Origin of the sequence: Pandoraea communis, from assembly GCF_902459745.1 — a bacterium.
Taxonomy (GTDB): domain Bacteria; phylum Pseudomonadota; class Gammaproteobacteria; order Burkholderiales; family Burkholderiaceae; genus Pandoraea; species Pandoraea communis.
In genome coordinates this window covers 295,571-321,180 of record NZ_CABPSJ010000005.1, presented here as the reverse complement: position 1 = coordinate 321,180, position 25,610 = coordinate 295,571, and the positions used below count along the sequence as shown (strand labels likewise).

Annotated in this window: 19 protein-coding genes, 1 tRNA gene and 1 riboswitch; of the genes, 13 read left to right on the top strand and 7 right to left on the bottom strand. The window is 62.1% G+C overall.

Annotation, left to right across the window (positions count from 1 at the left end):
- The first annotated feature begins 206 nt into the window (after positions 1–206).
- The 3 genes from PCO31110_RS19415 (at position 207) to PCO31110_RS19405 (ending at position 3,962) form a co-directional block, all read left to right on the top strand.
- Positions 207–1,631 (top strand): NCS2 family permease, encoded by a 1,425-nt coding sequence (locus PCO31110_RS19415; RefSeq protein ID WP_010805881.1) that lies wholly within the window; start codon positions 207–209, stop codon positions 1,629–1,631.
- A gap of 19 nt (positions 1,632–1,650) precedes the next feature.
- On the top strand, positions 1,651–2,979 hold the full coding sequence (gene guaD, locus PCO31110_RS19410; RefSeq protein WP_010805880.1) for a guanine deaminase: 1,329 nt from the start codon (positions 1,651–1,653) through the stop codon (positions 2,977–2,979).
- 226 nt (positions 2,980–3,205) lie between these two features.
- A riboswitch (yybP-ykoY riboswitch) is annotated at positions 3,206–3,390 on the top strand.
- A gap of 14 nt (positions 3,391–3,404) precedes the next feature.
- Positions 3,405–3,962 carry a TMEM165/GDT1 family protein gene (locus PCO31110_RS19405; protein WP_010805879.1) on the top strand — a complete coding sequence of 186 codons (558 nt, stop codon included), beginning with the start codon at positions 3,405–3,407 and terminating at the stop codon, positions 3,960–3,962.
- A gap of 90 nt (positions 3,963–4,052) precedes the next feature.
- Here the strand turns inward: PCO31110_RS19405 and PCO31110_RS19400 are convergent, their stop codons facing one another.
- A complete protein-coding gene (locus PCO31110_RS19400; RefSeq protein WP_174979653.1) occupies positions 4,053–4,643 on the bottom strand; it encodes a DUF4136 domain-containing protein in 591 nt (196 codons plus the stop codon).
- A 218-nt stretch (positions 4,644–4,861) separates the two neighbouring features.
- Between PCO31110_RS19400 and pepN the strand changes: the two genes are divergently transcribed.
- The gene (gene pepN, locus PCO31110_RS19395; RefSeq protein ID WP_150691179.1) at positions 4,862–7,573 is read left to right on the top strand and encodes an aminopeptidase N; all 2,712 of its coding nucleotides are present in this window, start codon (positions 4,862–4,864) and stop codon (positions 7,571–7,573) included.
- Positions 7,574–7,679: 106 nt separating this feature from the next.
- Here pepN and metE read toward each other — a convergent pair whose 3' ends face one another.
- Positions 7,680–9,992, bottom strand: coding sequence for a 5-methyltetrahydropteroyltriglutamate--homocysteine S-methyltransferase (gene metE / locus PCO31110_RS19390; RefSeq protein WP_150691178.1), 2,313 nt, complete (start codon positions 9,990–9,992; stop codon positions 7,680–7,682).
- A 135-nt stretch (positions 9,993–10,127) separates the two neighbouring features.
- Here metE and PCO31110_RS19385 point away from each other — a divergent pair, with 135 nt between their 5' ends.
- The gene (locus tag PCO31110_RS19385; RefSeq protein WP_010805875.1) at positions 10,128–11,051 is read left to right on the top strand and encodes a LysR family transcriptional regulator; all 924 of its coding nucleotides are present in this window, start codon (positions 10,128–10,130) and stop codon (positions 11,049–11,051) included.
- A 47-nt stretch (positions 11,052–11,098) separates the two neighbouring features.
- On the opposite strand, the gene PCO31110_RS19380 is transcribed toward PCO31110_RS19385, so the two are convergent.
- From PCO31110_RS19380 to PCO31110_RS19370, 3 genes are all read right to left on the bottom strand, one after another.
- Positions 11,099–11,692, bottom strand: coding sequence for a class I SAM-dependent methyltransferase (locus PCO31110_RS19380; protein WP_010805874.1), 594 nt, complete (start codon positions 11,690–11,692; stop codon positions 11,099–11,101).
- A 57-nt stretch (positions 11,693–11,749) separates the two neighbouring features.
- Positions 11,750–13,168, bottom strand: coding sequence for an MFS transporter (locus PCO31110_RS19375; protein ID WP_246189900.1), 1,419 nt, complete (start codon positions 13,166–13,168; stop codon positions 11,750–11,752).
- A 363-nt stretch (positions 13,169–13,531) separates the two neighbouring features.
- The gene (locus PCO31110_RS19370; protein ID WP_150691177.1) at positions 13,532–15,496 is read right to left on the bottom strand and encodes an aconitase family protein; all 1,965 of its coding nucleotides are present in this window, start codon (positions 15,494–15,496) and stop codon (positions 13,532–13,534) included.
- Positions 15,497–15,921: 425 nt separating this feature from the next.
- Here PCO31110_RS19370 and PCO31110_RS19365 point away from each other — a divergent pair, with 425 nt between their 5' ends.
- Together PCO31110_RS19365 and PCO31110_RS19360 are read left to right on the top strand one after the other, a co-directional pair.
- Positions 15,922–16,185: a hypothetical protein gene (locus PCO31110_RS19365; RefSeq protein ID WP_010805871.1), complete on the top strand. Its 264-nt coding sequence runs from the start codon at positions 15,922–15,924 to the stop codon at positions 16,183–16,185.
- A 2-nt stretch (positions 16,186–16,187) separates the two neighbouring features.
- On the top strand, positions 16,188–16,385 hold the full coding sequence (locus PCO31110_RS19360) for a hypothetical protein (protein ID WP_150586298.1): 198 nt from the start codon (positions 16,188–16,190) through the stop codon (positions 16,383–16,385).
- Positions 16,386–16,492: 107 nt separating this feature from the next.
- Here the strand turns inward: PCO31110_RS19360 and PCO31110_RS19355 are convergent, their stop codons facing one another.
- Entirely contained in the window at positions 16,493–17,398 is a 906-nt protein-coding gene (locus tag PCO31110_RS19355) for a LysR substrate-binding domain-containing protein (protein WP_036662930.1), read from the bottom strand.
- A gap of 135 nt (positions 17,399–17,533) precedes the next feature.
- Here PCO31110_RS19355 and PCO31110_RS19350 point away from each other — a divergent pair, with 135 nt between their 5' ends.
- The 4 genes from PCO31110_RS19350 (at position 17,534) to PCO31110_RS26285 (ending at position 20,794) form a co-directional block, all read left to right on the top strand.
- Positions 17,534–18,817 (top strand): aspartate carbamoyltransferase, encoded by a 1,284-nt coding sequence (locus tag PCO31110_RS19350; protein WP_036662967.1) that lies wholly within the window; start codon positions 17,534–17,536, stop codon positions 18,815–18,817.
- Positions 18,818–18,969: 152 nt separating this feature from the next.
- Complete coding sequence (locus PCO31110_RS19345; RefSeq protein WP_010805867.1) at positions 18,970–19,983, top strand: class 1 fructose-bisphosphatase; 1,014 nt, start codon at positions 18,970–18,972, stop codon at positions 19,981–19,983.
- 165 nt (positions 19,984–20,148) lie between these two features.
- Positions 20,149–20,224, top strand: a tRNA-Thr gene (locus PCO31110_RS19340).
- A 339-nt stretch (positions 20,225–20,563) separates the two neighbouring features.
- Positions 20,564–20,794 (top strand): phage integrase central domain-containing protein, encoded by a 231-nt coding sequence (locus PCO31110_RS26285; protein WP_370855840.1) that lies wholly within the window; start codon positions 20,564–20,566, stop codon positions 20,792–20,794.
- 272 nt (positions 20,795–21,066) lie between these two features.
- Here the strand turns inward: PCO31110_RS26285 and PCO31110_RS19335 are convergent, their stop codons facing one another.
- Positions 21,067–21,846: a sulfite exporter TauE/SafE family protein gene (locus tag PCO31110_RS19335; RefSeq protein ID WP_036662965.1), complete on the bottom strand. Its 780-nt coding sequence runs from the start codon at positions 21,844–21,846 to the stop codon at positions 21,067–21,069.
- A gap of 821 nt (positions 21,847–22,667) precedes the next feature.
- Between PCO31110_RS19335 and cysD the strand changes: the two genes are divergently transcribed.
- Positions 22,668–23,606, top strand: coding sequence for a sulfate adenylyltransferase subunit CysD (gene cysD, locus PCO31110_RS19330; protein WP_210400013.1), 939 nt, complete (start codon positions 22,668–22,670; stop codon positions 23,604–23,606).
- Between the two features lie 8 nt (positions 23,607–23,614).
- Complete coding sequence (gene cysN, locus PCO31110_RS19325) at positions 23,615–25,531, top strand: sulfate adenylyltransferase subunit CysN (protein WP_150691235.1); 1,917 nt, start codon at positions 23,615–23,617, stop codon at positions 25,529–25,531.
- Positions 25,532–25,610 lie beyond the last annotated feature (79 nt).

The following is a 25,610-nucleotide window of genomic DNA, read 5'->3' as shown; positions in this document are numbered from 1 at the left end:
AGCGAACGGCCGCCGACGAGAACGGGGCGAACATCCCCCCATCGCGCCACATTACCTCGCGATGATGTGGAACATTCCGCATGGGGAATATTTTCACCGGGACCCGATGCTATTTTTTGTGCGTGCCCGAATAGGCGTCATGTGGTGCCCCCACACCTGCGGCGGCGAGCGCACAAAACACCTTAGAACATCGGAGACAACACCCCATGGACTCATCGCTCAGCCCCCCGGCGGGTACTGCCGCACCCGACGCGGCTCACGACAGCACGCGCGTGGCGGGCGCGCAACCTGTCTCGACGCTCGACCGGTATTTCGGCATCACGGCGCTCGGATCGACGTTCCGTACGGAAGTCATTGCGGGTATCACGACATTCCTCGCGGCGATGTACATCATCGTCGTCAACCCGGCCATCTTGTCGAAGACCGGCATGGCGTTCCCGGCGGCACTCACCGCCACGGTGCTCATCAGCTTCTTCGGCAGTTGTGCGATGGGGCTCTACGCCCGCAATCCGGTGCTGGTCGCGCCGGGCATGGGGCTCAACGCGCTGTTCGCGTTCACGATGGTGCATGGCGTCGGCATGCCGTGGCAAACGGCATTGGGCTGCGTGTTCTGGTCGGGCATTCTCTTCGCGTTGCTCGCCGCACTCAACGTCCGGCGCTTCGTCGTCGAGGCTATTCCGGCGAACCTGCGTTATGCCATCTCATGCGGCATCGGCCTGTTCATCACGGTGATCGGCCTGGTCAATGCCAAACTGGTGATCGGCGATCCGGTCACCGTCGTGCGTCTGGCGCACTTGTCGCCGCCGACCGTCACGTTCCTCATCGGTCTGGCGCTCACGACCGTGCTTGTCGCACGCCGCGTGAACGGTGCGTTGATGATCGGCATCGTGCTCACCACGCTCATGGCCATCCCCATCGGCCGCTTGTGGGGCGACGGCACGGCGTATTTCCCCAAGGAGATCGCCACCGCTACGCTGGTGAACTTCCACGGCTTCTTCGCCGCGCCCGACTTCTCGGGTATCGGCCAGCTCGACCTGCTGGGCGCGCTGAAGGTGGCTTACCTGCCGTTCATCTTCGTGATGCTCTTCACGGCGTTCTTTGATACGCTCTCGACCTTCATGAGCATTGCCGAAGCCGGTAACATGAAGGATCGCGACGGCAATCCGCGCAACATGCGTCAGGCCATGATCGTCGATTCGTTCTCGGTGCTGATTTCCGGCCCGCTCGGCACGAGCCCGGCGAACGCCTATATCGAATCGGCCGCCGGCATCGCACAAGGCGGACGCACCGGACTGACCGCACTGGTCTGCGCACTGTTGTTCCTGCCGTTCCTGTTTCTGTCGCCGATGCTCTCGCTGGTACCTGCCATCGCGACGGCCCCGGCGCTGATTCTGGTCGGTGTGTTTATGATGGAATCCGTAGCGCGTATCGAATGGCACCGCCTGGACGAAGCCATCCCGAGCTTCATTGCAGTGGTGATGATTCCGATTTCGTACTCGATCACCGACGGTATCGCCTACAGCTTCCTCGCGTTCGTCGTGCTCAAGCTGTTCACCGGGCGTGTGAAAGAGATCAAGCCCGCGATGTGGATCGTCGCCGCGCTGGCAGTGCTGCTGCTCACGCAAATGTAACGATAGAAGGCCCCTGCACATGTCCATCACAAACCAAGCCCTGCGTGCCGTACGCGCGCAACTGGTCTACTTCACGCACGATCCCGCGCGGGCCTATCTCGACGGCGCGCCCGGCACCGTGCACCATACCGACGGCATCGTCGCCTTCGAGAACGGCCGCATCGCCGCCGTGGGCGACTACGCCAAGGTAGCCCCCACGCTGCCCGCCGGCACGCCTATCGAAGACTTACGCGACAAGCTCGTCACGCCCGGCTTCATCGACACGCACATCCACTATCCGCAGACGGACATGATCGCGTCGCCCGCTCCGGGGCTGCTGCCATGGCTCGAGAAGTACACCTTCCCGACCGAGCGGCGTTTCGAGAATCCGGAGTACGCGGCCGATGTCGCCCAGTTCTTCCTCGACGAACTGCTGCGCAGCGGCACCACGAGCGCGCTGGTGTACTGCACGGTGCATCCGGGCTCGGTCGACGCCTTCTTCAAGGCGAGCGACGCGCGCGACCTGCGCATGATCGCGGGCAAGGTGATGATGGATCGCAACTGCCCGGCATTCCTGCGCGACACGGCCGAGAGCGGTGCGCGCGACAGCGAGGCGCTGATTCAGCGCTGGCACAACAAGGGGCGCCAGCTCTACGCGCTCACGCCGCGTTTCGCGCCGACATCGACCGAAGCGCAACTGGGCGTATGCGGCGAACTCGCCGGGCAATATCAGGACGTGTTCATTCAAAGCCACGTGGCCGAGAACACCGACGAAGTCGAATGGGTGCGCTCGCTGTTCCCAGGCCATCGCAGCTATCTCGATGTGTACGACCACTACAAGCTGCTGCGCAAGCGTGCCGTGTATGGCCACTGCATCTGGCTCGACGAGCATGACCGCCGCCGCATGTTCGAAACGGGCAGCGTCGCCGCGCACTGCCCGACGTCGAATCAATTCCTGGGCAGCGGCCTGTTCGACTTTGCCGCCGCCGAAGCGAGCCGCATGCCGGTCACGCTCGCGACCGACGTCGGTGGCGGCTCGACCTTCTCGATGTTGCAAACGATGAACGAAGCGCACAAGGTCGCGCGTCTGTCGGGCTATCACCTCTCGGCCGAACGCATGTTCTATCTGGCCACCGAAGGCGCTGCACACGCCCTCGATCTGCACGGCACCATCGGCACGCTGGCCGTGGGGGCCGAGGCCGATTTCGTGGTGCTCGACCCGAAGGCCACGCCGCTGCTCGCACGCCGCACGGCACTGGCCGAATCGCTCGAAGAACTCTTGTTCGCGTTCGCCATGCTTGGCGACGATCGCGCCATCGCCACCACTTACGCCGCAGGCAAGCCGGTGCATCGCCGCGCGGCACACTAAGTGATCAGCGCATTGACCTGCTGTCTCAGCGCGGCAACGTGAGGCATTGCTTTCGCGGGGAAATGGGCGCCGTCGCTCCGGCACGGCGCACGTTCCCTCGCGGTCACCGGCCGTGCGCAAGGGGCATGCGGCCGGAGATCTCCTTGGGCGGCCTGCCGGCTGCCCTTTTTTGCCAGACCGCCCCCACGAGCCCACTTCATTTCCAAACGGCGAATATGCTATGATCCGTTTCCTCATTGGGGAGTAGCCGCCCTGTCATAGACATCAGTCTTCGGCAGGGGCGTACGTCAACAGACTTGGCCGGTTCCGGCTATGGCGTGCGCAGCCTTCAGGCCTGGCGAGACCGATGACGATGCTTCCGCCAACCGGGCCGGGATGCATTGTCATTGGTTCGCATCGACACGGCCCGGCGGAGAAATCACAAGGTGTCCCCATTCCTCATCTCGACCGGCGTCGTCGGTCTTGCCGAAATCGGCGACAAAACCCAACTGCTGGCCCTCGTACTCGCTGCGCGCTTCAAGAAGCCCGTGCCGATCATTCTTGGCATTCTCGTCGCCACGCTGGTCAATCATGGCTTTGCCGGGGCACTCGGTGAATGGCTGTCCACTGCCATCAGCCCGGCAATCATGAAGTGGGCCATCGTCACGTCGTTCCTCGGCATGGCGATCTGGATTCTGATCCCCGACAAGGTCGACGACGAAGACACCACCACGAAGCGCAAACTTGGCGTGTTCGCCACCACGGTGCTCACGTTCTTCATTGCCGAGATGGGCGACAAGACGCAGATCGCCACGGTCATGCTCGCCGCGCGCTATCAGGACTTGTTCGGTGTGGTGGCAGGCACAACGCTCGGCATGATGCTCGCCAACGTGCCGGCCGTGCTCGTGGGCCACAAGTTCGCCGGCCGTCTGCCGACGAAGGCCGTGCATGCGGCCGCCGCCATCATCTTCGCCATCCTCGGCATCGTCACGCTGATGCAGTAAACGAAAAACGCCGGAGCGAAGCGCGCGTCCCGTTGACGCACCGCTTCGCTCCGGCGTGGCGCGATGGCTGGCCGCGACTTGCCGTCCGCCCTACTGTCCGACCTTCTGTTGCACGTTGACCGTGCGTCCGCTCGGGAACGGCAACTGCTTGAGCGCGGCGTCGATCAGGAACGGCATGGCCGAGGCGAGCGACGTGCCGCCGTCACTGGTATTGGCCTGCACGCGGTATACCTCCTTGCCGCTCGCGCGGTCCGTGAAGCGCAACTGCAAGCCGGCGAGCGCATACGGATAATCGCGCTCGATGTAGGCCGGCGGCGCGCCGTACGGATAACCGTACCAGCCCCACGGCCGTCCCCACGGCCCCCACGGGCCCGGTGCGAACATCGGGTCATACGCCGGTTCCGCCACCCGCATCATCTGCTGGCTGATGCCGTAACTCATGCCGATCAGGTAGTGCGCGCTCGACGGACTCTGCTCGCTGAAACCGTCTCCGGCCAGACGCGTGCGCAGCCATCGCTCGTAAGTCGCGTGTTCCTGATTGTTCTGCTGCTCGGCAGTGCGCGTGAGCGCATAGGTTCGCGGGCCTTCAAAGCCCGGCGAATCGCCGAACGCGGTCACCTGACTCGTAACCGTGCTGGCACAACCTGCCAGCAAGACGCTGGCGACGGCTAACGTCGCCATTGCCCATCGTTTCCACATGATTGACTGCTCCCGAGAAAGGCTCGGCGCGCCGATGCGCACCGCTCGCGCCGATTTAAGCATAGGAGGGTGCTTCGCGCACCTCCAACAGATTTGACGGACGCGTTGAGGCAAAATTCAGCAAATTTCTCGCAAGAACGCGAAGGTGCCGCCACTCCGTTACAATTTAGAGATTCTTGGCCGTCCGCAAAACACCGTCCATGCTCAGAACCGACCTCGCAGGTGTCATCCAACGCTCCGACTATACGCCCCCGGCGTATCTGATCGACACCGTCCAACTCGACTTCGACCTCGCCCCCGATGTCACCACGGTCACCAGCCGGTTGCGTGTACGCCGCAACCCGGCCGGCCCCGGCGGCGACCTCGAACTGGTGGGTCAGGGTCTGCAACTGGTGAGCCTCGAACTCGACGGCAAACCCTGGGCCGGCTACCGCACGGGCGAGGAATCGCTCACCGTCGAAGCCCCGCCCGACGCCTTCGAACTCACGCTCGTCACCCGCTGTCGTCCGCAGGAGAACACGTCGCTCATGGGGCTATACGTCTCGGGTGGCAACTTCTTCACGCAGTGCGAAGCCGAGGGGTTTCGCAAGATCACCTACTTCCTCGACCGTCCGGACGTGATGGCCACATACACCGTTACGCTGCGCGCCGACCGCGAAGCGTATCCGGTGCTGCTGGCCAACGGCAACCTGATCGACAAGGGCAACCTGCCCGATGGCCGTCACTTCGCCATCTGGGACGACCCGTTCAAGAAGCCCAGCTATCTGTTCGCGCTGGTCGCCGGCCGTCTGGTGTGCCGTGAGGAACGCCTCGTTGCCGGCGACGGCCGCGAGAAACTCCTTCAGGTCTGGGTACAGCCCCAGGATCTGGACAAGACCGAACACGCCATGCACTCGCTCGTCAACTCGATCCGCTGGGACGAGGAGCGCTTCGGACGCGTGCTCGATCTCGACCGTTTCATGATCGTGGCCGTGAGCGACTTCAACATGGGTGCCATGGAGAACAAGGGCCTGAACATCTTCAACACGAAGTATGTGCTGGCCGACGCCGCCACTGCCACCGACGACGACTTCGGCAACATCGAAGCCGTAGTGGGCCACGAGTACTTCCACAACTGGACGGGCAATCGCGTGACCTGCCGCGACTGGTTCCAGTTGAGTCTGAAGGAAGGCCTGACCGTGTTCCGCGATCAGGAATTCTCTGCCGACATGATGGGCTCCGAGTCGGGCCGTGCGGTCAAACGCATCGACGACGTGCGCGTGCTGCGTCAGGCGCAGTTCCCCGAAGACGCCGGCCCGATGGCGCACCCGGTGCGCCCCGAGAGCTACGTCGAAATCAACAACTTCTACACGGTCACCGTCTACGAGAAAGGCGCCGAAGTCGTGCGCATGTATCAGACGCTGCTTGGGCGCGAGGGCTTCCGCCGCGGCATGGACCTGTACTTCGAGCGCCACGACGGTCAGGCAGTGACGTGCGACGACTTCCGTGCCGCCATGGCCGATGCCAATCGTCGCGACCTGACGCAGTTCGGCCGCTGGTACAGCCAGGCCGGCACGCCGCGCGTGACGGTCGACGCCGCCTACGACGAAGCCGCACGCACCTACACCCTGACGCTCACGCAGCGCTGCCCGAAGGTCGGCGTCGAGTTGCAGGACAACCAACTCGTCAAACAACCGTTCCATATCCCGTTCGCCGTCGGCCTGCTCGATCGCGACGGCCGCGATCTGGCGCTGCATCTGGCGGGGGAAGCCAGCGATGCGCCCGGCGCCACCACGCGGGTACTCGACTTCACGCAAGAACGTCAGCGCTTCACGTTCGTGGACGTGCCGCACAACCCGATGCCGTCACTGTTGCGCGGTTTCTCGGCACCGGTGATCGTCGAGCACGAGTACACCATCGACGAACTCGCCTTCCTGATGGCGCACGACAGCGACCCGTTCAACCGCTGGGAAGCCGGTCAGCGTCTGGCCACGCGTCAGTTGCTCGCGCTCGTCGAGTCCATTCAGATGGGCCAGTTGCCGAGCGTGGACAGCTACGTGCTCGAAGCCTTCCGGCAAGTGCTGCGTGACGAAACGCTCGACCCGGCATTCCGCGCGCAAGCGCTCACGTTGCCGGCCGAATCGTATCTCGGCGAGCAGATGGCGGAAATCGATCCGGCGGCCATCCACGCCGCGCGTCAGTATCTGCGCCAGCGTCTGGCAGCCTCGTTGCATACCGAGTGGCTTGCGGCGTATCACAATCATCGCGTGCCGGGTGCGTACCGCCCGGACGCCGCCTCCGCAGGCGAGCGCGCGCTGAAAAACCTTGCGCTGTCGTATCTCATGGAACTGTCGGACGCCGGCGCGGCGCAAACCGCCCGCACGCAGTACGACGCGGCCGACAACATGACGGATCGTTTCGCCGCGCTCACCGCGCTCGTGCAACGCGGCGGCGCCGCCCGCGAGGGCGACACGGCGCACGGGCAGAACCACGCGGCCGAAGCGCTTGAGGACTTCTATCAACGCTTCGAGCACGAGCCGCTGGCCATCGACAAGTGGTTCGCGCTGCAAGCCATGCAACGCGGCGACGGCAGCCATTGCGTGATCGACGCCGTGCGTGCGCTCATGCGTCATCCCGCCTTCACGCTGAAGAACCCGAACCGCGCGCGCTCGCTGATTTTCAGCTTCTGTGGCGGCAACCCCGCGCAGTTTCACGCAACCGATGGCTCCGGCTACCGGTTCTGGGCCGAACAGGTGCTCGCGCTCGACGCGCTCAACCCGCAGGTCGCCGCGCGTCTGGCTCGCGTGCTCGATCGCTGGCGCAAGTACACGCCGTCCTTGCGCGAGCACATGCACAGCGCTTTGCAGAGCGTGGCAGAACATAAGGCGCTGTCGAAGGACGTTCGCGAGATCGTCGAAAAAGCACTCGCCTGAGCGATCTTTCGCCGACCCGCGAAAACAAAACGCCGCCGATGCACAAAAGCATCGGCGGCGTTTTTTCGTCGGCGCCTATGTACGCCGACGCATCCGCATGCGGATGTCAGGCAGCCCGCGCCTGCACTCGCACGTGAGTGCCCGCGAGACGCTCACGCACGGCATTGGCGGCAGCGACCATGTTGGTCAACGCGCCGTCGACCTGCGCCCAGTCGCGCGTCTTCAACCCGCAGTCCGGGTTGACCCACAAACGCTCGGCCGGAATGCGCGCGAGCGCGGCCTCGATCAGATGTTCCATCTCTGCCTGCGACGGCACGCGCGGCGAATGAATGTCGTACACCCCCGGGCCGATCTCGTTCGGATACTCGAAGGCTTCGAAGGCGCCCAGCAATTCCATGTCGGAGCGCGTGGTCTCGATCGAGATCACGTCGGCGTCGAGTGCGGCAATCGACGGCAGAATGTCGTGGAACTCCGAATAGCACATATGCGTGTGGATCTGCGTATCGTCTGCCACCCCCGATGAGCACACACGGAACGCGTGCACCGCCCAATCGAGATACGACGGCCAATCGCCCTCGCGCAACGGCAGCCCCTCACGCAGCGCAGGTTCGTCGATCTGAATCACCCGCACGCCCGCCTTCTCCAGCGCCGCCACTTCCTCGCGCAACGCCAGCGCAATCTGCAACGCCGTGCGTTCGCGCGGCTGATCGTCACGCACGAACGACCATTGCAGCATCGTCACCGGGCCGGTCAGCATGCCCTTGACCGGCTTGTCGGTCAGTTGCTGCGCGTAGGCGCTCCATGTGACGGTCATCGGCTCGGGCAGATACACGTCGCCATAGATCACGGGCGGCTTCACGCAACGCGAGCCGTAGCTCTGCACCCAGCCATGTTCGGTAATCATGAAGCCCCAGAGCAGATCGCCGAAGTACTCGACCATATCATTGCGCTCGGCCTCGCCATGCACCAGCACGTCGAGCCCATAGGCTTCCTGCTTTTCGATAGCCAGACGTATCTGTGCACGCATCGTCTCCAGATAGTCCAGATGCGACATGGTGCGGCGCTTGAAGTCGGCGCGTGCCGTGCGAATGGCCGCCGTCTGGGGGAACGATCCGATGGTCGTGGTCGGCAGCGCAGGCAGCTTGAGCCACGCACGCTGGGCGCTGGCACGCGCCGGATACTCGGACGCACGGCGTGCGTCGGCTTCGGTGAGCGCCGCCAGACGCTTCTGCACTACGCGGTTATGAATGCGCGGCGACGCACGGCGCGCGGCTTGTGCAGCGCCATCGGCAGCGAAGGCGGCCTGCACGTCGGCCGTGGCGAACGCGGCGGCGTCGAGCGAACGGCGAAGCAGCGCCACCTCGCCCAGCTTTTGCACGGCAAACGCGAGCCAGGTGCGCACTTCCTTGTCCGGCCGCGCCTCACTTGCGAGATCGACCGGGCAATGCATCAGCGAGCAGCTCGACGCCACCCACAGCCGGTCGCCAAGCGTCTGCGCCAGCGGCATGAGCAACGCGCGGGCGCGCGTCAGGTCGCAGCGCCAGACGTTGCGCCCATCGACTACGCCGGCAGATAGCACCTTGTCCTGCGGCCATTGCGCCGCGAACGCGTCGAGTTGCTGCGGCGCACGCACACCGTCGACATGCACCCCGGCCACGGGCAACGCCGCCAACAGGGCCGCGTGCTCGCTGACGTCGCCAAAGTACGTGGCCAGCAGCACCGACGGTGCAACGGGCGCGAGACGCCGGTAGACAGGCGTGAAGGCGTCGCGCCACCGCTCGGGCAGGTCGAGCGCGAGAATCGGTTCGTCGATCTGCACCCACGTCACGCCCTGCGCCCTCAGCCGTGCCAGCACGCGCTCATATTGGGCGAGCAGTTCGGGCAGCAACGAGAGACGGTCGGCGAGACCGCCCTTCTCCTTGCCGAGATATAACAGCGAGAGCGGCCCGAGCAACACAGGCTTGACCTTCACGCCCTCTGCCAGCGCTTCCGCAACGTCTTCGAACAACCATTGCGTGCCCGTGCCGAAGCGCGTCTGCGGCGAGTATTCCGGCACGAGATAGTGGTAGTTCGTGTCGAACCACTTCGTCATTTCCATCGCGCCTTGCTGCGCATTGCCACGCGCGGCGGCAAAGTAGTCCGCGAGCGTGAGTGCAGCGGGCGCCGCGCCGAAGCGTTCCGGCAGCGCCCCCACAAGTGCCAGCGTGGAAAGCACTTGATCGTACCAATGGAAGTCACCGACGGTGATCCAGTCGAGCCCTGCCTCGCGCTGCGCGAGGCGGTTGGCCGCGCGAATGCGCTGGCCAGTGTCCTGTAATGCCGGCTCGCTCATTTCGCCGCGCCAGAAGGCCTCGACGGCGAATTTGAGTTCACGTTGCGCGCCAATGCGCGGCAATCCGAGTACGTGGGCCTGAGCCATGAGCGTTGTCCTTTCGGGAGCTTGCGTAACTGCAAAGTCGGTGTCTGCGGACAATGTCCGCCCAGGCTGGCAGTATCCCGGCCACACGTGTATTATTCAAACGAAAGTTTTTGCTAATTATTATTAATTTTATTCATGCAACGCACGCCTATCGAACTCCGCCATCTGCAAACGTTGCTCGCGCTGCGCGACACCGGCAGCGTTTCGCGCGCGGCGTTGTGGCTGCATTTGACGCAGTCCGCTCTGTCGCATCAGATCAAGGCGCTGGAAGATTTCTATGGCCTGCCGTTGTTCGTGCGCAAGTCGTCGCCGCTGGTCTTCACTCCTGCGGGCAAGCGTTTGCTCGCGTTAGCCGAGGAAGTCGTGCCGGCGGTCGACGAAGCCGGCCGCGACCTCACACGGCTCGCGCAAGGCACGCAGGGCACGCTGCGCATCGCGGTGGAATGTCACACGTGCTTCGACTGGCTGATGCCGGCGATGGACGCCTTTCGCATCCGTTGGCCGGAAGTCGAACTCGATATCGTGTCGGGCTTTCACGCCGACCCCATCGGGCTATTGCATCAGGACCGTGCCGATCTGGCGATCATTTCCGAACATGAGGAAGGCGAAGCGGTCGACTTCCATCCGCTGTTCCGCTTCCAGATGATGGCGCTCATGGCCAACGATCATCCGCTCGCCGGCAAGCCTTATCTCGACGCCGAGGACTTCCGTGACGAAACGCTCATCACCTATCCCGTGCCCGACGACATGCTCGATATCGTGCGTCAGGTGCTGCGCCCCGCCGGGATCGAACCGACGCGCCGCACCACCGAGTTGACGGTGGCGATTCTGCAACTGGTCGCCAGCCGCCGCGGGCTGGCTGCCCTGCCGCTGTGGGCCGTCACGGGGTATCTCGAGCGACGCTATGTGAGCGCGCGCCCGATCACGCCGCAGGGTCTCACCGCCGAACTCTGGGCGGCGACATTGCCGGCGATCACGGCGCGTCCCTATATCGGCGAATTCGTCTCGCTCATGCGCGAGACGAGCCTGCTCACGCTACCGGAAATCGAATTGCTCTGAGACCCGGCTGACCCGGGGCATCGTGCGGTCAACGGCCATGCCCGGTATCAGGCCGGGCGGCGCACGATCAGGCGGCACACTCGCTTACCGGAACTGGCGCTGGTCACGTCCTCCTCGTGCAGGACAACGCCATCGTGAAGGGCAGCGCGCACCACATCGGGCGAGAAAGCGCTGTAGAGGCGCCCGTCCTTATGGCGAAGATCGTCACCCTCGGTGACACGCCACGAGACGTAAAGCACGCCCCCCGGACGCACGAGCGTCCAGAGCCGGTCGGCCGCCTGCGGCACTTCGTCTGCGGGCAGATGCATCAGCACGGTCTCGCAAACCACGTTATCGAACTGCGCCGTCACGCCTTCCAGTGCCGGGAGGCGGCCGACGTGAAACGTCACCCACGGGAACGATTGACGCGCCAGTTCGACAAGTGCGGGCGAACTGTCGTAGCCGATCACATCGAAACCTTGCTGCGCGAGCCAGGCGGCATCGCGTCCGTTGCCGCAGCCCACATCGATCGTGCGCCCGCCAGTGACGAAATGGCGCATCAGCAGTGCGTACATGTCGTCCGGCGGCGGCTGGTTGCGCCAGTCCTCGTTGTAGCGAACGGCGTTGGCCTCGTAGGCCGCTTCGGTTTGCAGATCCGTCATGATCAGAGTCTCCGGAAGAACGCGGGGAATGACCGCGCCGGCGCGCGGCCCTATGCCTTACTGCGAGATCTTCTCCAGCGCGATGTCACGCGTGCGCGGGCCCATCAGGCCAATGGCGAGCATGACGACCAGCATGGCGCACGAGATGAATGCGAACACGCCGGTCACCCCGAAATTGCGCAGCACCGACGCGATCAGGAACGCCGTGAAGATCGCCGAGAAACGACTCCACGAATAGACGAAACCGACGGCGCGTGCCCGAATGCCGGTGGGGAACAGCTCTGTCTGATACGCGTGATAGCTGTACGACATGATGTTGTTCGCGAGGGTAAGGCCAATGCCCATGGCGACGAGCAGGAACGACGACGTGACCTGCGAGAACACCAGCCCGCACACGATACCGACACCGGCTGTCCACACGATAGCGTGCTTGCGCTCGACCTTGTCGGCCATCCACAGACCGATGAGCGGGCCGACGGGCGCCGCGAGCGCGATCACACTGGAGTAGGCGAGGCTCGTGGTCACGGTAACGCCCTGCTTGATGAGCAGCGTCGGCACCCAGTTGGCGAAGCCATAGAAGCCGACCGTCTGGAAGACGTTGAACAGAATCATCATGATCGCGCGCTTGCGATATGGCGGCACCCACATCTCGCGAAACGCACGCTTCGGCACCAACGGCTCCGGCTCACCCGGCGGCGGCAGCGGTTTGCCGTATTCGCGCGCAACCTTCGCCTCCAGTTCGCGCAGCACACGATCCGCCTCGTCGAGACGCCCCTTCTGGGCGAGCCAGCGCGGACTCTCAGGGAGTGCGCGGCGAATCCACCAGACGAACACTGCGCCATGCGCGCCAATGAGCACCACCCAGCGCCAGCCCTCCAGACCGAGGAATTCGCGCGGCACAAGCCAGTAGGCAAGCAATGCGACGACCGGCACGGCGGTGAAACCGACCGCCTGCTCACACGCAAACGCCCGGCCGCGAATCTGTTTGGGCACGAGTTCGGCGATATAGGTGCCGATCGTCACCAGCTCCACGCCGATGCCGAGCCCCACCACGAAGCGCCAGAAGTTCACGCCCGTGGCCGTCTCCTGAAACGCCATGATGACGTTCGCCACCGTGTACCAGAGCAACGAGCCGGTGAACACGGCACGGCGGCCGAACCGGTCAGCAAGAAAGCCGCAAGCGATGGTGCCGACGAACAGCCCGGCGAACAACGCCGCAATGAAGCTCGCCACACCGGTCGTGCCGAACAGGCCCGGCGTCGTTGGCGTCAGAATGCCGCTCTTCACCAGCCCCGGTGCGATATATCCCGTGTAGAGCAGATCGTAGAGTTCGAAGAAGAAGCCGAGACTAAGGAGTACGACCAGTTTCCAGACAGTGCGGGTTGGCGGCAATCGGTCGAGACGGGCGGAAATGTCGCCGGCGCTCAGGCGGGTTGCCGCAGCGCGGGCCTGGGTGGCCTGACTTGGGGAAGGCATGGAAGGCATTGAAACGTCGGGGGATGGCATGGAAATCGTCTCCGGGCCGGTTCGGTCATGGCCGAACTGGTCATTTGCCGACGTCTCTCAAACCACCTGCCAGCATTTGCCATGCATTTGCCAGCGGTGGCGGGATACGCCGGGTACACCATGAATCGACAGGCTCGGGGCCGAAATTGTGCCACGAATGGCGCCGCACCTGCCACCTTTGCCACGCACTACGAGAAATTGCGATATTCATCAATGACGGCACGGCGCCACTGCGAAACGTGTGCACCACAGCATGACGCGCCGCACAGCTTGCGCCTGCCGGCATCTCCATTTCCCGCGAACATTGCCCGCCAACCCCGGCGAGTCCGCGAATTACCGCCCCCCGGCCGCGACAGACGCGCGTAACTCGTCAAAGCCGGCGATGCGCCCCGCCAGTGCGCTCGCGGCCACTGTGTACGGACTCGCGAGCCACACGCTGCCCGGCCCGGAACGTCCGGGGAAATTGCGGTTAATCGCACTGATCGTGACCTGTTCGGCTGACGTCGACTGGCCCGGCCCGCAGTTCGCGCACGCGCCGCAGCCCGGCATGACGAGTGTCGCGCCCGCCGCTTCGAACGTCTCGAGATAACCCTTCTCTTCACAATAGGCACGCACATCCATCGTGCCGAACTGCAAGAACAGCGAGCGGCCCTGCGCGACGCGCAGGCCGTGCGCAACGCCCCAGGCAAGCACGTCGTGATAGGCGTCGAAGTCATCGCGTTTGCCCGCGGTGCATGAGCCGCCATAGGCGATATCGATGGCGACGGGACACGCCAGGTCTGCAAGCGCCACGCCGTTGCCAGGGTCGCCGGGGCGCGCCAGCATCGGTGTGAGCGAGCCCGCATCGATGCGGATCACGTCGCGATAATGCGCCCCCTCGTCGCTCGTCATCCAGGGTTCGACGACGAAGTCGACACCGCGGCGCGTCTTCAGGAACGCCACGGTTTTCTCGTCCGGCGCCACGATGCCGGTGAAGCCACCGAGTTCGGCGACCATGTTGGTGAGCGTTGCGCGTTCGTCGACCGACATCGCCCGCACCGCGCTGCCCGCATATTCGAAGACGAGGCCGATGGCGTCGCCCCGGCGAATCGTGTCGAGCCGCAGCAGGTGGAGCACGACGTCCTTGGCCGTCACGCCGGGGGCGAGCGCCCCCTCGATCTCGATGCGCAATGTCTGCGGCACCTTGCAGCGGACATAGCCGGTCACCCAACTGTTTGCGATGTCGGTCGCGCCTGCGCCGAACGCCAGGCAACCGAGTGCGCCCGCGTGCGGCGTGTGCGAGTCGGTGCCTATCACGATTTGCCCTGGCAACGCGTAACGTTCGGCCATCAGCGCGTGGCAGATGCCGTCCGCACCCTCGTCGTCCGTCGCCAGTTCGCCGTGGGCGAGCACAGGATAACGCGACACGAAATCGCGATGTCCGGTCGTCAGATGAGCCACACCGGGCAGCAACCCCTGCGAGACGTGCGGGTGGCTCTGCGCGGCGAGCACCAGATGATCCTGAAACGCGATGATGCGCGCCGGGTCGTACAGCGCCGCCGGTTCGCCAAACGCGCAATGCATCAGATGCGCGCACATGCCCGTGAAGTAATCGTGCGAGAAGCGCCAGTCGACGCGCACGAACACGCCATCGCCGTGCTCGACGCCGGGCGTCGCCGGATGCAGGCGCCGCGCCATGATCTTCTCGACCAGCGTGCGCGGCGGCGTGCCGGTGGCATTCGACACGCCGGCTTGCGCCACGGGCGCAGGCCAATCGGCGAACTTGCTGAACGCGAGCAGACCGCCGCTGCGGATGATTTGCTGCGTGAGGGCGTCGCGTCCCTTGAGGAATTCCGTGATCGGGATGGCTTCCCCGGCTTGAATGCGCCCGAGCACGCCGAAGTCGGTGGTCGTCAGAATGCCGATGTTGTCGCAGTTCTGCTGATAGATGCGCTCGAAGCTCTCGGCGACGATCAGGCGGATGCCGGCAGAGAGTTCCGCGAGCGGGCTCGACTCGCGCGACGACCCTTTGCCGTAGCGCTTGCCTGCCACCGTGATCTGAAAACCGCCACGCCGCACGTCGTGCTCGCCGATAGGCGTTTCGTTTCCCGCTTTGAAACCGACGTAGGGATAGCGCCCGAGCCGCTCGTCGTAGGTGAGCATGACGGTGACGGGCGTGATTTCGTCAGTCGAAACGTTATCGCGCAACGCGCCGGCCTCGGCGCGGGTGACGGGCTCGCCTGCCAACTGACGGCGCACGATGGCCGGGTCTTCGGACAGGAACAACATGCGGCCGTCGAAACGAATGGTGTCTTCCATGCGAGGGAACCTCCTCGCGAAAAGCATAGCCGTGGACACCCCGCCCCGTCGTGCCGTCTGAGCAAGGTCGCCGTGACAGATTGCGATGTCTGCGGCGACCTGATCCACGCCTGCCTGTCGTACGCCCCGATCTAACGCACCCAACGTACTTTGGGAAAATTCCGAAATATCAGTGTTACAAATCGCGCGGATGCGTATGCCACCGGGAGACGGCCATACGCTCCGCAACAGGGCACGTTGGGACAACTAAATTGCAAGGACGTCACTGGTGAGGGCAATTGCATACCGATGACGTACGTGCGACATGCGGACCACCCACCGACCACGGGGGTCACAGGTTCGTATTGCGTGCGTGGTTGCTTCCATCTTGGCGCGTACGCGGCCCGCTAGCAGCGATTGCGCGTCATTTTCAGAGGAGAAGTGCCATGGCGTTCAACAATGTAGGACCGCTGACCTTCCTAAACCCCAACCAGTCTGCCTACTGGTGGTATGTCCGCAGCGGCGGTGAAGACTTCGGCACGCAATTTGCAAGCGCCGATGTCAAAACGCCGAATTCCGGGGGTGTTCATCGCGCCGACAATCAGCGCAAGGAGAAGGACAACAACGGCCATACGACGTACTACGTCACTATCACGAATCTTGGGCCGGGCGGTGCCTGGCATAACTTGCAAGGTGGGGGGGTGGTATGAAAATGATCGTCATCGTCAACAAGCAAGGTGAGCTTGTCGCCGCGCAGCAAAGTGACGGCGGCATACGCGGGCAAGTGGCCGGGATCGCTGCCGGCCCCGATCAGCAGGCACACATCGTCGACGTACCGGATGACGTGATCAAACTGGCCGATCCCGAGGCGTTCGCTGCACGCATCAGATCGCTCGTGCCACGCGTTTGAAGCGGTGCCGCTAACGGCAACGCCTTGCCGCTCCTCGAGTATCGGGCAGCTTTTTTTTCGGGGAGCGGCAGGTCGCAGGTAGGCGAACCGGGCATTTCATCGCCGGGTCATTCCTTCTGCGCGAGGAAATTCACGACGGCCGACGCCGTGGCGCTCAATTGCTCACGTGACGGGAACACGAGCCAGAGCTGACGATGCGCCCATTCGTCCGTCAGCGGGCGCACAACCACGTCGAGCTTGCCCACATATAACTGGCCGACTTGCTCGGGCGCGATGGCAATGCCGAGGCCCGCGTGCGCCATGCGGCACAGAGCGTCGAGACTGGACACGCGAATCTTGATCCGCAGCGACGCCCCCACCGCACTCGCCTGCTGGCGCAGCAACTGCGTAAGCGCGCTGTTCCCCTGAAGGCCCACCAGCGTCTCGCCGGCACATGCCGAGAACGGAATCTCGCCCGTGCGCGCCGCCAGCGGATGACCGACGGGCAGAATTACGGCGAGCCGGTCGCGCCGGTACGGCACCATTGTGAAGGCCTCGATCCCCTCGACGGCGTTACAGATCCCCACATCCACCGCTCGCTCGCTCACGCGCTGCAGCACTTCGTTGCTGTGCTGTTCGTCGAGTTCAACGTCCACGGCGGAAAACACGCGGCCAAAGGCGGCGAGATCCTCCGGCAGGAACTGGACAATGGCCGACAGGTTCGCCGCGATGCGCACGCTGCCGCGCGCGCCTTCGTGGAACTGAGACAGCTCTGCGCCCAACGATTCGATGGTGCCGAGAATGCGCTCGGCATAGCGACGCACCGTCTCGCCGACCGGCGTAACGGTAATACCGCGCTGATGACGCTGAATGAGGGGGAGTCCGACGATCGCCTCGATGTCGGCAATGCGCCGGCTGATGGCCGAGGGCGCGATGAATTCACGCTCGGCGGCACGCGCCATGCTCCGCTCCTGGCACACGGCCACGAAAAGGCGCAAAGACGTGAGATCTAGCTTGCGGAGAAGGTTTTCCATACCCGTACGGCAATACACCGGAAATGCCGGAAACGCCCGGCTGGCGCGGCCCCACGCGGGGCACGTCTTTTGCTGGACAAACAGCGAATCGACGCCTATTATACGCATCGCGTACACAGCCCTGCCGACCCGACCATGAGTGCACAGCAGACATTCCTGCGCGACGCGATGCGCCGCCTGAACATGACCCGCGACAGCTTCGCCGAGCGCATCGGCGTTCGCCGGCGCGCCCTTGACACCTGGCTGTTGCCTGAGGATTCGAGCGAATATCGCACGATGCCGAGCATCGTGGAGAAATTCGTCGGCGAAATCCTCGGCCGCGAAGCACCGTCCGCAGAATCTACGCAAAGCGCACACAAACCCTTGCGTGAACGCATGGGCCTCGACGGCAAGCCGCATCTGATCTCGGTCGACCAGTTCTCACGCGACTCGCTCGAAGAGCTGTTCCACGTCGCCGATATCATGCAACCGATTGCGCGCCGCCAGAAGATCTCGCGCGTGCTCGAAGGTGCCGTGCTCGGCAATCTGTTCTTCGAAGCCAGCACCCGAACCCGTGTGAGCTTCGGCGCCGCCTTCTGCCGTCTCGGCGGCTCGGTGTGCGACACCACTGGCTTCACGTTCTCGTCGATGGCCAAGGGCGAATCGATCTACGACACGAGCCGTGTCATGAGCGGTTACGTCGACGCGCTCGTCGTGCGTCACCCGGAAAAGGGCTCTGTCGCGGAATTCGCGCGCGCCACGAACATTCCCGTCATCAACGGCGGCGACGGTCCGGGTGAGCACCCGAGCCAGGCAATTCTCGACCTGTACACCATCGGCCGCGAGTTCTCCCGGCTGGGCAAACTGGTCGACGGCGCCCACGTCGCGATGGTCGGCGATCTGCGCTACGGCCGCACGGTGCACTCGCTCATCAAGTTGCTGGCGCTGTATCGCGGCCTGAAGTTCACGCTGATCTCGCCGCCGTCGCTGGAAATGCCGACGTACATTCTCGACCAGATCTCGCAGAACGGTCATGTGATCGTGCAGAGCAACTCGCTCGCCGATCTGGCCGGTGCGGATGTGGTCTACGCCACGCGCATCCAAAAAGAGCGCTTTGCCGACGAAGCCATCGAAGGTTATACGCCGGACTTCCAGATCAACGAAGCGCTCATCAACCAGTATTGCGACGCGCGCACGATCATCATGCATCCGCTGCCGCGAGACAGCCGGCCGGGCGCCAACGATCTGTCGACGGATCTGAACCACGACCCGCGACTGGCCATCTTCCGCCAGACGGACAATGGCATTCCGGTGCGCATGGCGATCTTCTCGATTCTGCTGGGCGTGGACAAGCAGGTGCAGCACAGTATGCGCGACGCCACCTGGCGCGCACCGTCGCACATCGGTCCGGATGACGCGCTGTTCGACGGCCTCGACTGACCGGCTGTGTCTCGGAAAACACCGAGACCTACCTCAGCCACCCCTGAAATTGCGCTGCCCCCAAGGATTTTTCGCGGGGGCAGCGTGCCTTTACGAGTAAAATTGCGACCAAATCGAATCGGTACGCTTTTTTTGCTTTCCCGGAGGCCCACATGCGGCGCAAGACCCTTACCCAATATCTCATCGAACAGCAGCGGGAGTTCAACAACATTCCTGCCGAGCTGCGACTGCTGATCGAAGTTGTTGCGCGCGCGTGCAAGACGATCAGCCATGCTGTGTCCAAGGGGGCGCTGGGTGGCGTGCTGGGCAGCGCGGGCAGTGAAAACGTGCAAGGGGAAGTCCAGAAGAAGCTAGACGTGATCTCCAACGAGATCATGCTCGAAGCGAACGAATGGGGCGGCCATCTGGCGGCCATGGCGTCGGAAGAAATGGAAGACGTCTTCCACATTCCGAACCGCTATCCGCAGGGCGAATATCTGTTGATGTTCGATCCGCTCGACGGCTCGTCGAACATTGACGTGAATGTGTCGATCGGCACGATCTTCTCGGTACTGCGTTGCCCGGAAGGCGTAACGGACCCCACGGAGAAGGACTTCCTGCAACCGGGCACGCAACAGGTCGCGGCCGGTTATGCGGTGTATGGTCCGCAAACGGTGCTGGTGCTCACGACGGGGCATGGCGTGAACTGCTTCACGCTCGATCGCGAAATGGGTTCGTGGGTGCTCACGCAGGAAGGCATGCGCATCCCGGAGGACACGAAGGAGTTCGCGATCAACATGTCGAATGAGCGGCATTGGTATCCGCCGGTGCAGCGTTACGTCAGCGAACTGCTGCAAGGCAAGGAAGGCGTGCGCGGCAAGGACTTCAACATGCGCTGGATCGCCTCGATGGTGGCGGACGTGCATCGCATTCTCACGCGCGGCGGCGTGTTCATGTACCCGGCCGACAAGCGCGATCCGGACAAGCCGGGCAAGCTGCGCATCATGTATGAAGCCAACCCGATGAGCCTTCTGGTGGAACAGGCGGGCGGCGCGGCAACGAACGGCATGCAGCGCATTCTGGATGTCCAGCCGCAGAAGCTGCACGAGCGGGTGGCCGTGTTCCTCGGCTCGAAGAACGAAGTCGACCGTGTGACGGCCTATCACAAAGAAGACAGCGCGAAGTAAGGTCACAAGAACGTCGTCGCGCCAGTGAATACGTCGCGACGACGAAAGCGCAGGATTTCTGCAATTTCAAGGATTTACGCGTAACTCACGCAGAGACAGCAAAAAATCTTTGAAAAAAGTCGTGACAAACGTAGAAAATCTGCTATTATCTCACTTCTTCGCAGCGCCGGAGTAGCTCAGTCGGTAGAGCAGCTCATTCGTAATGAGAAGGTCGGGGGTTCGATTCCTCTCTCCGGCACCAGCGACTTAAATCGTTGGGTATGACGAAGTCCTAAAAACCCGCATAAGCATTAGCTTTGCGGGTTTTTTGTTTTCTCGCGAGGTGCCAATGCAATGCCCCCCCTAATCTCGACCAATCTGGGGCATTTTGGGGGGGGCATAACTGAGCCTCCCGCGACCGATAACCCCAACAGCATGGCGTCGCAATCATGGCACTTACAGACGCCGAAGCTCGCACAGCAAAACCAGCACATAAAACGTATCGACTTGCCGATGGCATTGATCCGGGTGAAGCAAGGAAAGCGGAGAAACGCACTGCCTGCCGGAACTCCGGGAATTGCTTCGAAGTCGTGGCGCGTGAATGCATGCAAGATTCGCGTCGAACTGGACAGACGGCTACGCGCAAAAAATCCCACGCCACTTGTCGCCTTATGCTTTCCCGCGGATTGGTGGCCAGCCGATCGCCGAGCTGGAAGGGTTGGAGGTGTTGGATGCTTTGCGCCGCGTAGAGAGGCAAGCTGGAAACCGCGCATTGACTTCGCGTCAACATCGGTCAGGTGATGCGCTACCCCGTCGCTACAGCACGAGCTAAGCGGGCCGTTACCGTAGACCTACGCGGCGCTTTGTCACCAATCAAGACAAAGCACTTCGCCGCCATCACGGATCGGACTGAGCTTGGCCACCTGCTCCGAGCCATATACGCCCCCCTCGTCCTGACGACCGCGCGCCGGGCAGATCGCACTATTTTTCGCGCTGACCGCTCGCCACAACGCGCATTTGCAACAATCCCACTGCGGAGTCGAATTACGGAGATCAGGAGAAAGCAGCGCCGACGCACGCCAAATCCCAATAGACGACTCAGACTCAGATCAGCACTTTGAGCCCCGTGGATAGCAACACCAATGCAAGGGCCACCTGCAGCCATCGGCCCGACACCCTTCCCGCCAACTGACTGCCAATAATAACCGCCGGAATCGAGCCAACCAGCAGACTGGCGAGCATCTGCCAATCCACAGCACCGGCAAACAAATATCCCATTCCGGCGACGACCGCCAGTGGAATGGCATGAACGAGGTCCGTGGCGACCAAACGATGCGGCGTCATGCGGAGCGGATATAGATTCATCATCATGACGGTGCCCAAAGCACCAGCTCCGACGGAAGTAAGCGCAACGCACACACCCAGCGTCGCGCCGACCAGCACCGTCAGACCGGGCTGCATCGCCTTGAACCGATCAGGATTGCTCAGTCGTCGACCACGCGCGGCCGCGGATAGGCGAGGTGCGAAAATCAGGCCAAAGGCAGTCAGCATCACCACCCCAACAACAATGTTGGTGAGCCATTCCGCCTTGGCAACCACACCACCTGCGCTCACCAGCAAGACCACGCCAAGGGAAACGGGCAAACTGCCTGCCCACAATCGCCTCACCACCTGCCAATCAACCTGACCCGCACGGTAATGAATCCGGGCACCAAACAACTTTGTGATGGCCGCGAACCAAAGGTCTGTCGCAATTGCCGTGGTCGGAGCGATGCCAAAGACGAAGAGCAGGATGGGAGTCATGAGCGCCCCGCCACCAACCCCGGTCAGCCCCACAACGAAGCCTGTAACTGCCCCCGCCAGGACGAAAGTCGAGTCGATCACAGGCACCTCAAATCCGAGAGCGGGACGGAAGCCGCAACCGGCGAGATGAAACGGGGGGGCAACTCAAACATCGTCGGAGGATACGCATCTGCATTTGGCTCCATGAGCTCATGACTCAGACGAGCAGCTTCGTCAATCGAGAGCGCAGAAGACCCCGACGGCACTCCTGCCCCAGCCAACCTGACAATTTGAATCAGACGTCCCGCCATGATCTGGGTTGCTCGTCGCATTATGTTCAATCGATGGATTATACTCACCAAGAAGTACTGAATAAGAAAAAAACACCGTGAAATTCCATCAATTTGAATATTGAGACAATGCGCATGACGACTTCTGTCATCTTTGGCCTTGATGCAGACCGGGTCTGGGACACCGAAACAGCCTTCCAGCATCTGCAATCACTGGGCGAGGTCAGTACCAAGCGCACAGCGGAACGACGCCTGCGTGACTTGCGTGTTCTCGCCGGGGAGCTTGGGGAGGATTCGTTGGAAGACGAACTGGGGCGGCCGGCAAACAACCTCGTGCTTGCCTGGGCGTTGGACAAATCCCGAAGCAAGCGCAAGCTCCCCCTCTTCGCGCAACTGCACGAAATGCCTAACGGCGTCACCAGCCTGCAAGCCAATGACGCACGTGGCGCCGTTTACTGGCTTCCTATCGATGCGCCCCTCGGCACCGCGATATTGCTTGCTGCCTTACAACGCATTCAGCAACACGTGGGCAAAGAGATTGCAGTTTTCCCTCACGGCGAACTTGTCCGCTGGCTTCGCGAAGCGACCTCTACGCAATTGGTCACGCTCACGCCCAACGCATACCCGCCGATTGTGGCACCACTCCAGAGCGCAGTAGCGCCAAGGCGCTTCGCCGCAACACCGCACCTTAAGCGCCTGGAGGCTGAGAGCATTCATATTATTCGCGAGGCTGTCGCAGAAGCAGACAACCCCGCGATGCTTTACTCCATCGGCAAAGACAGCTCGGTTATGCTGCATCTTGCTCGCAAGGCCTTCTTTCCGGCGCCGCCGCCATTTCCGCTCCTGCATGTCGACACGAGATGGAAATTCCAGGAAATGTACTTGTTCCGTGATCGTCTGGCCGAAGTCAGTCGTCAGGATCTGCTGGTATATGTCAACCCCGAGGCCATTGCCAAAGACATTAATCCATTTGATCACGGGTCTGCACTTCACACGAATGTCACAAAGACAGAAGGGCTTAAACAAGCGTTGGACAAATACAAGTTCGATGTTGTTTTCGGCGGCGCACGACGCGACGAGGAAAAGTCTCGAGCCAAAGAGCGCATTTTTTCGTTTCGTACACAAACGCATCGTTGGGACCCAAAGCACCAACGCCCCGAGCTATGGAATTTGTACAACACCCAAAAGAGCCGAGGCGAAAGCATCCGTGCCTTCCCGCTGTCAAATTGGACTGAGCTCGATATCTGGCAATACATCCTCCAGGAAGATATCCCAATCGTGCCGCTGTATTTCGCGAAAGTACGCCCCGTGGTGGTGCGCGACGCCGCCATCCTTCTCGTCGACGACAATCGCTTCCGCCTGCTGCCCGGCGAAGAGATTTCAGAGAAAATGGTCCGCTTCCGCACACTCGGCTGCTATCCACTCACCGGGGCGATCGAATCGGATGCCACGTCGGTACCTGAAATCATTCTGGAACTAATTAATACACGCACTTCCGAGCGGCAAGGTCGGGCGATCGACAGTGACGGTAACGCCAGCATGGAAAAGAAAAAGCAAGAGGGGTACTTCTGATGAGCCGCATGCCAAACAAAACTCAGGACAAGTTGCGCCGGCCAAGGCAAGCCGAACAAGCCGGCACCATCGAAGCCTTTCTTGAAAAACAGCGCGACCAGGATCTGCTTCGGTTTATAACCTGCGGCAGTGTAGACGACGGGAAGAGTACGCTGATCGGCCGACTGCTATGGGAGGCACAGCAACTCTTCGACGACCAGATCGTCACATTGCGCTCAGAATCCAAGAAATATGGAACACAAGGTGACGAGGTCGATTTTGCCTTACTGGTCGACGGCTTGGCGGCCGAACGGGAACAGGGAATCACAATCGATGTGGCCTACCGCTTCTTTGCCACCAGCAAGCGAAAATTTATCGTGGCCGACACCCCTGGGCACGAGCAATATACTCGCAATATGGTCACCGGCGCATCCAATGCCGATGTAGCAATATTATTGGTGGATGCAAGAAGCGGCCTGCTCACACAGACACGACGTCACGCGTTCCTCGCATCTTTATTGGGGATCCGCCACGTGGCCTTGGCCATCAATAAAATGGACCTGGTCGGATTCAAGGCGGAAACCTTCCATGAGATCCGAGAAGCCTTCGATGCCTTCGCCAACCCGCTTGGCTTTGCGTCGATTTCTGCAATCCCCCTGAGCGCGCTGAGGGGCGACAACATCACCGAGCGGTCCTCGCAAACACCTTGGTACAATGGCCCCACCTTGCTGGGATATCTGGAAAGCATCACGGTATTACCGCGGCATTCGGATCGTTTCGCATTTCCGGTGCAGTGGGTCAACCGGCCAGATTCAAATTTCAGAGGCTTTTGCGGCACGATCGCCGGAGGGAGCGTGCGGGTCGGTGAAGAAATTCGCGTGACCGCATCCGGGCATAAGGCAATCGTCTCCGAAATCTTATCCATGGATGGCTCGCTTGACGCGGCGACAAGCGGCGACGCGGTGACACTTCGACTCGATCGGGAAATCGACGCTTCGCGTGGCGACGTGATCTCATCGAGCCAGTCGCCCTTGGAGACCACAGACCAATTCGAAGCCACGCTGGTCTGGATGCATGAGGATGCAGGCCTCACCGGTCGCAGTTACGATATTAAATTGTCTACCCAATCGGCATCGGCATCGATTACGACAATCAAGCATCGCATCGACATCAATACCGCATCCCGCCAAGCCAGCAAGACGCTTGCGCTCAACGATATCTCGACGTGCAATATCGCAACGAGCAAACCACTGGTCTTTGACACCTACGACAACTGCCCCACTCTCGGCAGCTTCATTCTCATCGACCGCTTTAGTCACACCACCGTCGCAGCAGGGATGATTCGTCATAGCCTGCGCCGAGCGGAAAACGTCCATAGGCAACCGCTTTCGATTACGCGCGTTGATCGAGAGAGACTCAATGGACACGAAGGCAGGGTCATCTGGTTTACCGGCCTGTCCGGTTCCGGCAAATCAACGCTCGCTAACGCGCTGGAAATTGCACTCCATCAACGAGGGATGCGGACATACCTCCTGGACGGCGACAACATTCGGCAAGGGCTGAACAAGGACCTGGGCTTCACGCAAGGTGACCGCGTAGAGAACATTCGACGTATTGCCGAAGTCGCAAAGTTAATGATGGACGCCGGCATGATCGTGATGACCGCGTTCATCTCGCCGTTTAAACGCGAACGTGAAATGGCTCGCGACCTAATTGGCGCGGAGAATTTTCTTGAGGTATACGTAAACACTCCGCTCTCAGTATGCGAAGCGAGAGATCCGAAGGGTTTGTACAAGAAGGCTCGTGCGGGTCAAATCCCCAACATGACCGGGATCAATAGCCCCTATGAACCTCCGGAGCACCCGCAGCTCATCGTGGAAGGTCAGGATCACCCCACCGAATACGCGGTCGAAACGATTATAAAAACGCTCCTCGAACCCGCCTAATTGCAGGCCGTCTTCGTGTCTCAGGCATTCCCCCCGAGTCGACTCACTCAGTGCAAATGCCGGCACAATCAAGACCGCC

Coding starts and splice junctions, on each gene's coding strand:
- PCO31110_RS19415 (WP_010805881.1), top strand. CDS start 207: ATGGACTCATCGCTCAGCCCCCCGGCGGGTACTGCCGCACCCGACGCG.
- guaD (WP_010805880.1), top strand. CDS start 1,651: ATGTCCATCACAAACCAAGCCCTGCGTGCCGTACGCGCGCAACTGGTC.
- PCO31110_RS19400 (WP_174979653.1), bottom strand. CDS start 4,643: ATGGCGACGTTAGCCGTCGCCAGCGTCTTGCTGGCAGGTTGTGCCAGC.
- pepN (WP_150691179.1), top strand. CDS start 4,862: ATGCTCAGAACCGACCTCGCAGGTGTCATCCAACGCTCCGACTATACG.
- metE (WP_150691178.1), bottom strand. CDS start 9,992: ATGGCTCAGGCCCACGTACTCGGATTGCCGCGCATTGGCGCGCAACGT.
- PCO31110_RS19385 (WP_010805875.1), top strand. CDS start 10,128: ATGCAACGCACGCCTATCGAACTCCGCCATCTGCAAACGTTGCTCGCG.
- PCO31110_RS19380 (WP_010805874.1), bottom strand. CDS start 11,692: ATGACGGATCTGCAAACCGAAGCGGCCTACGAGGCCAACGCCGTTCGC.
- PCO31110_RS19375 (WP_246189900.1), bottom strand. CDS start 13,168: ATGCCTTCCCCAAGTCAGGCCACCCAGGCCCGCGCTGCGGCAACCCGC.
- PCO31110_RS19370 (WP_150691177.1), bottom strand. CDS start 15,496: ATGGAAGACACCATTCGTTTCGACGGCCGCATGTTGTTCCTGTCCGAA.
- PCO31110_RS19365 (WP_010805871.1), top strand. CDS start 15,922: ATGGCGTTCAACAATGTAGGACCGCTGACCTTCCTAAACCCCAACCAG.
- PCO31110_RS19360 (WP_150586298.1), top strand. CDS start 16,188: ATGATCGTCATCGTCAACAAGCAAGGTGAGCTTGTCGCCGCGCAGCAA.
- PCO31110_RS19355 (WP_036662930.1), bottom strand. CDS start 17,398: ATGGAAAACCTTCTCCGCAAGCTAGATCTCACGTCTTTGCGCCTTTTC.
- PCO31110_RS19350 (WP_036662967.1), top strand. CDS start 17,534: ATGAGTGCACAGCAGACATTCCTGCGCGACGCGATGCGCCGCCTGAAC.
- PCO31110_RS19345 (WP_010805867.1), top strand. CDS start 18,970: ATGCGGCGCAAGACCCTTACCCAATATCTCATCGAACAGCAGCGGGAG.
- PCO31110_RS26285 (WP_370855840.1), top strand. CDS start 20,564: ATGCATGCAAGATTCGCGTCGAACTGGACAGACGGCTACGCGCAAAAA.
- cysN (WP_150691235.1), top strand. CDS start 23,615: ATGCCAAACAAAACTCAGGACAAGTTGCGCCGGCCAAGGCAAGCCGAA.